This is a genomic window from Streptomyces sp. NPDC002324, assembly GCF_053593335.1.
The window spans coordinates 1-11,560 of sequence record NZ_JBSFCF010000007.1 but is presented as its reverse complement, the minus strand read 5'-3'; the positions used below and the strand labels follow the sequence as shown (position 1 = coordinate 11,560).

Genomic DNA, 11,560 nt, shown 5'->3' with positions numbered 1-11,560 from the left:
GCCCGCGCCCGCCGGCACGCACCGCCCGCGAGCGCCCGCCGCACGCACTCGGTATTTGTACGGATGGTGGGGCGGGGCGCCGGGGTCTTTCCTGTTCGGCACAGCACTCGTCTTCGGCACGCACTCGCCTTCGGCCCGGCGCTCGCCTCGGCACCGCACTCGCCTTCGGCAACACGTCGCCCGCCGTCGGCGGCCCCGTCCCCCTTGGAGATCCCCGCCATGACCAGACGCCCCCTTTCCGTCACCCCGGCCTCGCGCAGGCGGTTCCTCGCGTGGTCCGCCGGAGCGCTCACCGCGACCGGACTGGCCGCCACGGGCTGCAGCGCACCGGAGAGCGGCTCCGGTGCGGCGAAGGCGGCGGACGCCTCCCCCGCCGCCAGGAAGCTCACGCAGATCGGCCTCGACTACCCCTTCACCCAGATCCCGCTCTACAGCACCCTGGTCAAGCTCTCGACGGCCGCAGCGAAGAAGCACGACGTCAAGCTGCTGACGACGAGCGACGCGAGCAACCCCGACACCCAGGCCAGCAACCTCAACGCCTGGGTCACGCAGAAGACGCAGGCCATCGTGTCGTTCCCAATGGTCTTCGAGGCCACCGAGGCGATCGCCAGGGCCGCGCTCGACGCGGGCCTGATCTGGGTGACGTACGGCGGGACCCTGGAGAGCCAGAGCGCCGACATCCGGTTCAGCTTCCGCGAGAGCGGCACGCTGCTCGGCGAGTCGGCCGCGAATTGGGCCAACGAGGAGCTGAACGGGAAGGGCAAGATCGCCTTCCTGGTCGACAACACGATCGACCTGGGCCGGGAGCGCACCAAGGGCATGATCGACGCGTTCACCAAGCTCGCACCCGGTGTCGACGTGGTGGCACAGGAGCAGGCCATCGACCCCGACACGGGTCTGTCGAAGTCCACCGCGCTGCTCGCCAAGCACCCCGACCTGAATCTCATCCTCGGCGTCACGGACGCGGCGGCGTACGGCGGGTTCAAGGCGCTGCAGCAGGCAGGGCGCAAGAACGGCGACAAGAGGACGTTCGTCGGCGGCCAGGACGGCTCGGCCCCCTCCCTCCTCGCCATCAAGCAGGGCACGTTCTACCGGGCCTCCGCCGCCCTCGCCCCGCTGGACATCTCCAACGCCATCGTCGACGTGCCGCTCGCGGTCGCCGCCGGGAAGGCGGACCCGAGCGTCGACGTGCCGGTCAAGCTGATCCAGCGCGGCGACACGGCGGAGATCGACGCGCTGCTCGCCCAGAACGGGTAGGGCCGCGCGATGGCCGACGTGAACGACACGCGCGGGGTGAGCGGGGCGGCGAACCCGCCGAATCTGCGGATCACCTCCCTGAGCAAGTCCTTCGGCGGTGTGCGGGCGCTGGACGAGGTGGACCTGACCGTGCCCGCCGGGCAGGTCCACGCCCTGCTCGGGCACAACGGCGCCGGCAAGTCCACACTGATCAAGTGTCTCGGCGGGGCGTTCCCGCCGGACGCCGGGACGATCGAGGTGGGCGGTGTCCCCCACGCCCGGCTCAGTCCGCGCGAGTCGATCGCGGCCGGGGTGGCGATCATCTTCCAGACGCTCAGCGTCGTGGACTCGCTGACCGTCGCCGAGAACATCTTCCTCGGCCAGGAGTGGACCCGGTACGGCCGGATCGACCGCCGGGCCCAGGAGAAGGTGTCCGCCGAACTCCTGGACCGGGTCGCCGCGAGCTGCTCGCCGCGCGACCGGGTGGGTGAACTGCCCATGGGACAGAAGCAGTTGGTCGAGATCGCCAAGGCCCTCAGCCGCAGCGCCTCGGTCCTGGTCCTGGACGAGCCCACGGCCGCCCTCTCCGGCACCGAGAGCGACGCCCTCGCCACCCGGGTGGAGGACCTGCGCACCCAGGGCCTCGCGATCGTCTACGTCACCCACCTCCTGGCGGAGGTCGAACGCCTGGCCGACGCGGTGACCGTGCTCCGCGACGGCCGGGTCGCCCACCACGCGGCGACCGGGAGCCACCACCGCCGGGACCTGGTGGAGGCGATCACGGGAGGGCGGGGGGCCGGGCGGGCCGGCGCCGGCGGACAGGGGCCGACCGCGGCCCGCGCCCCGGCCGACGGGCCGCTGCCCGGTGCGGGCGCCGCTGCGGCCGTGGACGCGGGGGCACCGGCGAAGGTCCCCGACTGCGGTTCCGGGGCCCCCTCGCCCGCCACGCCCCCCGCCCGCCTCACCCTGCGCGGTCTGCGCGGCCCCGGCTTCGGGCCCGTCGATCTGACCGTCGCCGAGGGCGAGATCGTCGGGCTGTACGGGCTCATCGGGTCCGGGCGTACGCGGGTGCTGGAGACGCTGTTCGGCAGGCGCCGCGCGTCCGGCGGGTCGGTCCAGGTCGGTGAGCGGGCCGTCTCCTCGGCCCGTCCGGCCGACGCGCTGGCCGCCGGCATCGCGCTCGTACCGGCCGACCGGCGGGCGCAGGGGCTGTTCGCGGGGCTGAGCGCGCAGGACAACGTGCTGTTGCCGAGTGTGCGGACGCTCGCCCGGCGCGGGGTGCGGGCGCTCGGGGCCGAGCGGCGGGTGTTCGGTTCGCTCGCCGAGTCGGTCGGGCTGCGGCCCGCGCGCCCGGGGCTGCCGGCCTCGGCGTTCTCCGGCGGCAACCAGCAGAAGCTGCTGCTCGGCCGCTGGATCAACGAGGCGCGGGCCGTCGACGTCCTGCTTCTGGACGAGCCGACCCAGGGCGTCGACGTCGGTGCCCGGCAGGAGATCTACGACGTCGTGTCCTCGCTCGCCGGACAGCGCGGCACGGCCGTGCTGTTCGCGTCCAGCGACCCGGAGGAGGCGGCCGTTCTCGCCCACCGCTGTCTGGTGGTCGACCGGGGCCGGATCATCGCCGAACTCTCCGGCGCCGACCTCACCGAGGAGGCCCTGCTGGCCGCCGTCCATGACGCGGGACCGGCGGCACGGCGGCCGTCCCACCCGCCGGAGGACGATCCGGCCGCGCCCCCCGCACCGTCCCACGAAGGAGCAGCATGACCACCGTGACCGCCGCCGAGCGCGTCGTCCCCGGCCCTCGCGCGCTGGCCGCGCAGGGCCTCGCGGCCCTGCGGCGCAATCCCCTGATCGTCGTCCTGACCCTGCTGGTGCTGGTGTTCCAGGTGTCCACCGGCAGCTTCCTCGACCCCGGCAACCTGCGCGGGATCGCCACCGACGCGGCCGCCCTCGCGATCGTCGCCGTGCCCCTGGCCCTGCTGGTCATCAGCGGCTATCTGGACCTGTCGGTCGGCTCCACGCTGGCGCTCGGCGCCCTCACGGCGGGCTGGCTCGCGGGTGAGCGGGCCCAGTCGCCCGTGGTCGCCGTCCTCGGGGCGCTGGCCGTCGGCGCGGCGGTCGGCGCCGTGAACGGGGTGCTCTGCTGCTACCTCGGGCTGTCGCCGTTCATCGTGACGCTGGGCATGCTGGCGGCCGTGCGTGGCCTCGCCCAGCAGCTGTTCCCGCTGCCGCTGAGCGGCTTCGGCGACGGTTTCGCCTGGCTGGGCGGGGCGCGGATCGCCGGGATCGCGGCGCCCGTGGTCGTCGCGGCCGCCGTCCTGGTCGCCGGGGCACTGTTCCTGGCGTTCACACCGACCGGCCGCCATGTGTTCGCGATCGGTGTGAACCGGGAGGCCGCGTACCTCTCCGGCATCGACGTCCGCCGTACGCCGTTCGCGCTGTTCGTGGTCACGGGTACGGCCGCCGCGCTGGCCGGGGCGATCAAGGCGTCCGTGCTGGACAGCGTGGTCGCCGGCACCTCGGGCACGGGCTTCGAACTGACCGTGCTCACGGCGGTGCTGCTGGGCGGGGTCGCGCTGAGCGGCGGCTCCGGTTCGGTTCTCGGGGTCCTGCTCGGCGTGCTGTTCCTGGGCTGCCTGCAGAACGGGCTGACACTGCTGAGCGTGCCGACGTTCTGGCAGCAGATGGCCCAGGGCGTGGCCCTGGTGGCGGGCGCCGCGCTCGCCTACTTCGGCCCACGGACGACCCGGTGACCGGCGCGCCCGGCGCCCCCCGGTCGTCCGGTTCTCCCCCGCACCCGCAAGTACACCCAGACACCCCCGAGAGGTCCTCGTGAGCGACACGTCCCCCACCCTCGTCCTGACCGGCGGTCAGGTCATCACCGTCGACGCCGGATTCACGGTCGCCGAGGGTGTGGCCGTGCGCGGCCGGGAGATCGTCGCGGTCGGCACGGACGCCGCGATGCGTGCCCTGGCCGGACCGGCGACGCGGATCGTCGAACTGGCCGGGCGGACCGTGCTGCCGGGCATCAACGACTCGCATCTGCACGGCGCCGCGTACGGGCTGTCCAAGCCGCCGTTCGCCCTCGACGTCGGCCACCCGGCGGTCGGCTCGATCGCCGACATCGCCGGGGTGGTGGGCGCGGCGGTGCGCGCCGCCGCGCCCGGTGAGTGGATCGTCGGCCTGGGCTGGGACCCCGGCTATCTCGCCGAGTGCCTCGCCGATCCGGGCCGTCTCCCGCACCGCGCCGACCTGGACGCGGTGGCACCCGACCACCCCGTCTGCCTGACCGACTTCTCGCAGCACATGGTGTGGGCCAACAGTGCGGCCCTGCGCCGCTGCGGGATCGACGCCGGGACGCGGGCACCCGACGGCGGGATCGTCGACCGGGACGCCGACGGCGCGCCCACCGGCATCCTGCGCGAGGCGGCCGGTGTCCTGCTGCAGGCCGCTCTGCCCTCCCCCACCGTCGCCCAGCGCCGCCGGGCCATCCGGAACGTCGTCGTCGAACTCCACTCGCGCGGCATCACCAGCTACACCGAGCCGGGCCTCGGCCCCGGCGGCTCCGAGACCCTGTTCGGCGGACTGAGCACCGACAACTGGACCGCCTACGCCGACCTGGCCGCGAGCGGCGGTCTGCACGCCCGGGTCAGCGTCCTGCTGCTGCCCGCGCCGATCGGCGGCTCCGCCGACGACGTCCGCAAGGGCCTCGCCGAACTCCATCGCCCCGAGTCCGCGGACCCCCGGCTGCTCCACGCCATCGGCGTGAAGATCTTCGCCGACGGGGTGCCCCCGAACCGTACGGCCTGGATGAACGAGCCCTACGCGGACGGCGGCCACGGCTCCCTCTGTGTGCACGGACGCACGCCCGAGCTGCAGGTGGACGAACTGTTCGACATGATCCGGGTTGCCCACGAGGCCGGCTACCAGCTGGGCGTGCATGTCACCGGCGACCGGGCCATCGACCTGGTGGTGGACGCGTTCGTGGCGGCCCAGGAGGCCGTGCCACGCGCCGACGCCCGGCACTACGTGATCCACGGCGACTTCATCGGCGCCGACAGCCTCGCCCGGCTCGCCGCGCACGGTTACGGGGTGAACATGAACCCGGCCATCAAGTGGACGATCTCCGACCTGATGGCGGAGGTCGTGGGCACGGAGCGCTCGGCGTACCAGTGGCCCGCGCGTTCGGCCTTCGACGCGGGCCTCGCGGTGTGCGCCAGTTCGGACGCGCCGATCACCGAGCCCGACTGGCGGCAGGGCGTCGCCGGGATGCTGCTGCGCGAGTCGAAGGCCAGCGGCCGGGTCAGCGGTCCCGAACAGCGCGTGGAACTCGCCGAGGCGCTGCGGGCGTACACCATCAACCCGGCGCGGCAGGACTTCGCCGAGGAGTGGAAAGGGTCCGTGGAGGTGGGCAAGGTGGCCGACCTGTGCGTCCTGGACCGGCCGCTGCTGGACCTCGACCCTCACGAGATCACGGAGGTCGGCGTGGACATGACGGTGTTCGACGGCGGGATCGTCTTCGAGCGCTGAGCGGCGGTGTGCGTGCGTGGGGCCGGTGTCGCGAAGCGCGGCACCGGCCCCACGCCGTGACCTCACCCCGTCAGCGCCTCCACCCGGCGCATGACCTCCTTGCAGAAGGCGCCCACGCCGTCGGGGTCGTCGATGAACTGGTTCGGCTTCACGCAGAAGGTCGTGAAGCCCTGTTCCAGCTGTTCCGGTATCGAGGCGAGGGCCGCGCCGAGGTCCGCCGGGGCGTGGTCGTCGGGGAAGACCGCCTGGGTGCCGCCGATCATCTCCAGGTCGGTGGCGTTCCGTCCGGCGGCGGTCATCGCCTCGTCGAGCGCCTTGAGGTCGTCCGGGGTGGGCCGTCCGAGCGGGTGGAAGCCGTGGCCGTACCGGACGAGCCGGCGCAGTACGGGGCCGTGCAGGCGCTGCCCGCCGAACCACAGCCTCGGGCCCTCGGGGCGGTACGCCTTGGGCTCGAAGTAGACGTCCCGGAAGGGGTAGTGCTCGCTGTCGTGGGAGATCGGGGACGGTCCCCAGGCCTTCGCCCAGACCTCCAGGTGCTCGTCGAGCAGCCGGCCGCGCCTGCCGAAGGGCACGCCGAGCGCGTCGTACTCGTCCTTGCTCCAGCTGACCGTGGGCTGCACCAGCAGTCGTCCCTCGCTGAGCAGATCGAGGGTGCCCAGCTCCCGGGCCATCAGCAGGGGGTGGCGCAGCGGGGCGAGGACGGCCGCGGCGGCCAGGCGCAGGCGCTCGGTGACGGAGGCGATGGAGGCGAGGAGGAGAAGGGAGTTGGGCCAGGGGGTGTAGGGGTCCTGGTTGCCGGGGAGGGCGTAGTCGCGGGGGTTGCCCATGATGCCGTCGGCGGCGGCGTCGGGTCCGAGCACGATGTGTTCGCTGACCATGACGGAGTCGAACCCGGCGTCCTCGGCCTCACGGGCCCACCGTACGGCGGCGGGCAGGTCGGCCCGGCCGCCGGTCAGGGTCCAGTTCTCGCTGAGGACCAGCAGCATGCGGGGGGTGGTGCTCATGGCGGTTTCCCTCTCCTCCGTACAATTTGATGCCGAATGACCGAACCATCGACCCGTCCGCACCATCGATCCGAGGAGCCCCCGTGCCCGGCCAGCGATCCATCACCGAAGCCGAGAAGCTCGCCGCGGCGAAACTGGGGGACTTCTCCATCCGCCGGGACCAGATGGCGGCGGTGGCGAACATCTACCGGGCCGCTTCCGCGGTGCGGCAGCACCTGGAGAACTCCGTGCTGCGCGGCTCCGACCTGACGTGGACGGCCTTCGTGGTGCTGTGGGTCGTGTGGGTGTGGGGCGAGTCCGAGACCCGGCACGTGGCCGAGGAGGCGGGCATCTCCAAGGGCACGCTGACGGGGGTGGCCCGCACGCTGGAGTCCCGGGGGCTGGTGCGGCGGACGGCCCACCCGACGGACGGGCGGCTGGTGCTGCTGGCCCTCACCGACCAGGGCGAGGAGCTGATGCGCCGGGTGTTCCCGGCCTTCAACGAGGAGGAGGCCTTCGTCACCGGGCAGCTCAGCGACACGGAGTGCCGGAGCCTCGCGGAGGGGCTGCGCAGTGTCGTGCTGCAGGTCGAGGAGCACGGTGAGGAGCGCCGCCGCACGCTGCTGAACGGCGCCGAGCCCGCGCCCCGTCGCAGCGGACGGCGTCCGAAGGCCTGAGGCCCGCGCGGCGGGCGCACTCGTGCGTCCACGCGTCCACCGTCCTCACATCGCCTCGTATCGTTTGGATGCAAACAAACTAGGCAGGCGGGGAACCACGGTCAAGAGTCCCCGGTAAATTCGATTGCGGGGACGAGGGCCGCGACCCCAGGATCTGCCCATGCTCATCATCGACGCCGCCCTGCCCCTGACCTTCGCCACCGCCTCGCCGGTGCGGGGTCAGCAGCAGTCCGGCCGACCGTGGGGACCGACACCGCCCCGGTCATGACGGCCGCGCTCGTCGCGGGACTCCTCGCCGGCTATGGCATCGCCATCCCGGTCGGAGCGGTCGCGACCTACCTCGTCTCCCTCACCGCCCGTACGTCGCTGCGGACCGGAGCCTGCGCCGCGCTCGGTGTGGCGACGGCCGACGGACTGTACGCGCTGCTCGCCGCACTCGGCGGGACGGCCCTCGCGGCCGCCCTCCAGCCGGTGCTCACGCCCCTGCGCCGGGTCTCCGCCCTGGTGCTCCTCGCCCTGGCGGTGCGCGGCGCGGTCACGGCCCTGCGCCAGTACCGCGCCGGACGGCTCATCACCCGCGCACAGCGGGACCCGGTGAGCCCGGCCCGCGCCTACGTCGCCCTCCTGGGCATCACCCTCCTCAACCCCACCACCGTCGTCTACTTCGCCGCGCTGGTGCTCGGCAGCCGCGCCACCGACGCCGTCAGCCCCGTGGAACAGGGGGTGTTCGTCCTCGCCGCGTTCCTCGCCTCCGCGAGCTGGCAACTGCTGCTCGCGGGCGGCGGCGCACTGCTCGGCCGGGCCCTGACCGGGCACCGGGGGCGCCTGGTGACGGGCCTGCTGTCCAGCGCCGTGATCGCGGTACTGGCGGCGCTGATGCTGGTGCCGTCGCACGGTGGGTGACGTACGTGCGGAAGGCGGGCAGGTCCCGCGCCCGTTCGCCGGGACGAGGATGAAACCGGGAGGGGCGCGTGTTGAATGCGAGGAACAGCCGAACACGACTACCAGGGACGGTTGCCATGCCACTTGAGGGCGAGTACGAGCCCAGCCCGGCGCAGTGGGTGCGCGAGCAGGTCGAGCTGTACGAGAGCTCGGGCGGCACGCGCGGGACGACGTTGCGGGACACGGGGCTGCCGGTCATCGTGCTCACCACGCGCGGCGCGAAGAGCGGCAAGCTCCGTAAGACACCGCTGATGCGGGTGGAGCACGAGGGACGGTACGCGGTCGTGGCCTCGCAGGGCGGCGCGCCCAAGCACCCGGTCTGGTACCACAACCTCAAGTCCGACCCGCTGGTGGAGCTCCAGGACGGACCCGCGCGGCAGGAGCTGACCGCGCGGGAGGTCACCGGGGACGAGAAGGCCGAGTGGTGGGAGCGCGCGGTGGCCGCGTACCCGCCGTACGCGGACTACCAGACCAAGACCGACCGGGAGATTCCCGTCTTCGTGCTGGAGCCGGCGGCTGAATGAGGACCCGCCCGTCGGCCTGCCGGCGGTGAGAGGGCGTGCGAGGGAGAGTGCCGGGGAGCGGGGAGGAAATTCCTTCGACGCCCCCGCATGACCTCTCGCGCACCGGGCACCCGGGACTCAGGCCCCGCCGCGTTCCCCCGTCGCGGCGGGGCTTTCCCCTGCCCGCTCCCCCGAGCCCGTCTTCTCCGTCACGTCGAGGAAGATCTGGTCGGCCTCGGGGACGATGTGGGCGATGGAGCCCTTGATACGGACGGCGACCTGTTCGACCTCCTCGCTGTCGAGGCCGGGGACGAGGTCGACGCGGGCGGCCACGAGGGTGGAGTCCAGGCCCAGTTGCATGGTCAGCAGAGCCTCGACGCTGTCGATCTCCGGCTGCGCCGCCAGCAGGGAGCGGATCTTCCGGCTGGGTTCGGCGTCGGCGGCGACCCCGATGAGCTGTTCGCGGGCGTCCCGGCCGAGCCAGTAGGCGACGTACACGAGCAGCGCCCCGATCGCGAACGAGGCGGAGGCCTCCCAGACGACCTGACCGGTGATCATGTGCAGGACCATCCCGGCGATCGCGAGCGTCACGCCGAGCACCGCCGTGCCGTCCTCGGCGACGACCGTGCGCAGCGCCGGGTCCCGGAGCCCCTCGACACCGCCCTGGCTCCGCACCTGGTGCAGGGCGCGGAGCAGTGAGGCTCCCTCGGACAGGAGAGCCACACCGAGGACGGCGATGCCGGCGACATAGCCGTCGTAGGACTCGGCGCTCTCGGCCGTCAGGGCGTGGAAGGCCTGGTAGAAGGAGAAGCAGCCGCCCATCACGAAGATGCCGACGGCCGCCAGCAGGGACCAGAAGAAGCGCTCCTTGCCGTAGCCGAAGGGGTGCCGGCTGTCGGCGGGGCGGCGGCTGCGGCGCAGCGCGGCGAGGAGGAATACCTCGTTCAGGCTGTCGGCGACCGAGTGCGCGGCCTCCGACATCAGGGCCGGCGATCCGGCGAGGAGTCCGCCGACGGTCTTGGCCACGGCGATCACGAGGTTGGCTCCGAGGGCGACCAGGACGGTGATCCGCGTCCTGTGGTCCTCCCGCGCCTTGCTCTCGTCGTGGGTCCCCGGCCCTTCGAGCACCGCCCCGCCCCGGTCGTCCGTCGTCTCCGTGTCTGCTGGTGTCCGCGTCACGTTCGCCGCTTGCCCCGACCCGTCGCGCTCACACCGTGGGTGTCGCCGAAATCGGGGAACTCTCATCAGGGCATACGTATCCGGACGGACCGGGAGGTCGGACGGCATGAGTGTCGGCGAGGGCAACGAGGCGTACGGGAGGAAGCCGTTCAAGCGGTCCGGGAGCCACTTCGCGGACCGGGTCACCGCCGACGGCCGGGACGGCTGGCCCGTGGAGGCGGGCCGCTACCGGCTGGTGGTCAGCCGGGCCTGCCCCTGGGCGAGCCGGGCCGTGGTCTCCCGGCGGCTGCTGGGCCTGGAGGACGCACTGTCGATGGCCGTCGCCGACCCCGTGCAGGACGACCGCAGCTGGCGCTTCACGCTGGACCCCGAAGGCCGCGACCCGGTCCTCGGCATCCGGTTCCTGAAGGAGGCGTACGACGCGCGGGAGAGCGGCTATCCCGGCGGGGTCAGCGTCCCCGCGCTCGTGGACGTGCCGAGCGGGGAGCTGGTCACCAACGACTACCAGCGGCTCACCCTCGACCTCGCCACCGAGTGGACGGCCCTGCACCGCGAGGGCGCGCCCGACCTGTACCCGCGGGCCCTGCGCGACGAGATCGACACCGTCATGGCCGAGGTGTACGAGGACGTCAACAACGGGGTGTACCGGGCGGGCTTCGCCACCGGGCAGGAGGAGTACGAGGAGGCCTGTACCGGTGTGTTCCGGCGGCTGGAGGCACTGTCGGAGCGGCTTGCACGGCAGCGTTACCTCGTCGGGGAGACGATCACGGAGGCGGACATCCGGCTCTTCACGACCTTGGTGCGTTTCGACCCCGTCTACCACGGTCACTTCAAGTGCAACCGCTGGAAGCTGACGGAGGACCGGGTGCTGTGGGCCTACGCCCGTGATCTCTTCCAGACCCCCGGATTCGGCGACACCGTCGACTTCGACCACATCAAGCGGCACTACTACCAGGTCCACACGGGCATCAACCCGACCGCCGTGGTGCCGCTGGGGCCAGATCTGGCGGGCTGGCTCACGCCGCACGGCCGTGAGGACCTGGGCGGCAGCCCGTTCGGCGACGGGACGGCGCCGGGGCCGGTGCCCGCCGCCGAGGCCGTGGCCCCACAGGGTCGCCCCTGACCGGCGACATCGCTACACGTAGGAGGAGGACCAGATGTCCAAGAAGAAGAAGCTCCCGCTCGCCTACCAGCCGTTGGGCTTCGCCCTCGGCTGGGGGGGCGGTGCGCTGGCCTCGCTGGCGTTCCAGAAGACCTGGAAGCTGATCCGGCACGAGGACGACGCGCCCGACGCGCTGGACCGGGACCGCGGCTGGGGCGAGGTGCTGCTCGCGGCGGCCGTGCAGGGCGCGATCTTCGCGGTCGTGCGCAGCGCGGTGGACCGCGCGGGCGCGAAGGCCATCGAGCGGTCCACCGGGGTGTGGCCGGCCACCGAGAAGGGCGGCCGGGACTGACGTCCGGGGCCGGGGCGGGGTAGCCCGGCCGGGGGGCCGCGACCGGGGCCCGGCGCGGC

At 73.0% G+C, this 11,560-nt stretch carries 11 protein-coding genes; 9 read left to right on the top strand and 2 right to left on the bottom strand.

Annotation, left to right across the window (positions count from 1 at the left end):
- Positions 1 to 219: 219 nt before the first annotated feature.
- From ACWCRJ_RS12195 to ACWCRJ_RS12180, 4 genes are all read left to right on the top strand, one after another.
- Positions 220 to 1,257 carry a sugar ABC transporter substrate-binding protein gene (locus ACWCRJ_RS12195; protein ID WP_450939197.1) on the top strand — a complete coding sequence of 346 codons (1,038 nt, stop codon included), beginning with the start codon at positions 220 to 222 and terminating at the stop codon, positions 1,255 to 1,257.
- Between the two features lie 9 nt (positions 1,258 to 1,266).
- Positions 1,267 to 2,997: a sugar ABC transporter ATP-binding protein gene (locus tag ACWCRJ_RS12190; protein ID WP_450939196.1), complete on the top strand. Its 1,731-nt coding sequence runs from the start codon at positions 1,267 to 1,269 to the stop codon at positions 2,995 to 2,997.
- The gene (locus tag ACWCRJ_RS12185; RefSeq protein ID WP_450939195.1) at positions 2,994 to 3,986 is read left to right on the top strand and encodes an ABC transporter permease; all 993 of its coding nucleotides are present in this window, start codon (positions 2,994 to 2,996) and stop codon (positions 3,984 to 3,986) included. Before ACWCRJ_RS12190 ends, ACWCRJ_RS12185 begins: the two co-directional genes overlap by 4 nt.
- Before the next feature lie 79 nt (positions 3,987 to 4,065).
- Positions 4,066 to 5,763: an amidohydrolase gene (locus ACWCRJ_RS12180; protein ID WP_450939194.1), complete on the top strand. Its 1,698-nt coding sequence runs from the start codon at positions 4,066 to 4,068 to the stop codon at positions 5,761 to 5,763.
- Between the two features lie 62 nt (positions 5,764 to 5,825).
- Here the strand turns inward: ACWCRJ_RS12180 and ACWCRJ_RS12175 are convergent, their stop codons facing one another.
- Positions 5,826 to 6,767, bottom strand: a complete 942-nt coding sequence (locus ACWCRJ_RS12175; protein WP_450939193.1) for an LLM class flavin-dependent oxidoreductase — start codon at positions 6,765 to 6,767, stop codon at positions 5,826 to 5,828.
- An 83-nt stretch (positions 6,768 to 6,850) separates the two neighbouring features.
- Here ACWCRJ_RS12175 and ACWCRJ_RS12170 point away from each other — a divergent pair, with 83 nt between their 5' ends.
- The 3 genes from ACWCRJ_RS12170 (at position 6,851) to ACWCRJ_RS12160 (ending at position 8,889) form a co-directional block, all read left to right on the top strand.
- Positions 6,851 to 7,423, top strand: a complete 573-nt coding sequence (locus tag ACWCRJ_RS12170) for a MarR family winged helix-turn-helix transcriptional regulator (RefSeq protein ID WP_450939192.1) — start codon at positions 6,851 to 6,853, stop codon at positions 7,421 to 7,423.
- 264 nt (positions 7,424 to 7,687) lie between these two features.
- The gene (locus tag ACWCRJ_RS12165; protein WP_450939191.1) at positions 7,688 to 8,326 is read left to right on the top strand and encodes a LysE family transporter; all 639 of its coding nucleotides are present in this window, start codon (positions 7,688 to 7,690) and stop codon (positions 8,324 to 8,326) included.
- 116 nt (positions 8,327 to 8,442) lie between these two features.
- Positions 8,443 to 8,889 carry a nitroreductase family deazaflavin-dependent oxidoreductase gene (locus tag ACWCRJ_RS12160; protein WP_450939190.1) on the top strand — a complete coding sequence of 149 codons (447 nt, stop codon included), beginning with the start codon at positions 8,443 to 8,445 and terminating at the stop codon, positions 8,887 to 8,889.
- 117 nt (positions 8,890 to 9,006) lie between these two features.
- On the opposite strand, the gene ACWCRJ_RS12155 is transcribed toward ACWCRJ_RS12160, so the two are convergent.
- The gene (locus ACWCRJ_RS12155; protein ID WP_450939189.1) at positions 9,007 to 10,047 is read right to left on the bottom strand and encodes a cation diffusion facilitator family transporter; all 1,041 of its coding nucleotides are present in this window, start codon (positions 10,045 to 10,047) and stop codon (positions 9,007 to 9,009) included.
- A gap of 106 nt (positions 10,048 to 10,153) precedes the next feature.
- Between ACWCRJ_RS12155 and ACWCRJ_RS12150 the strand changes: the two genes are divergently transcribed.
- Both ACWCRJ_RS12150 and ACWCRJ_RS12145 read left to right on the top strand, forming a co-directional pair.
- Positions 10,154 to 11,170 (top strand): glutathione S-transferase family protein, encoded by a 1,017-nt coding sequence (locus ACWCRJ_RS12150; RefSeq protein ID WP_450939188.1) that lies wholly within the window; start codon positions 10,154 to 10,156, stop codon positions 11,168 to 11,170.
- 34 nt (positions 11,171 to 11,204) lie between these two features.
- Entirely contained in the window at positions 11,205 to 11,501 is a 297-nt protein-coding gene (locus ACWCRJ_RS12145; RefSeq protein WP_450939187.1) for a DUF4235 domain-containing protein, read from the top strand.
- Positions 11,502 to 11,560 lie beyond the last annotated feature (59 nt).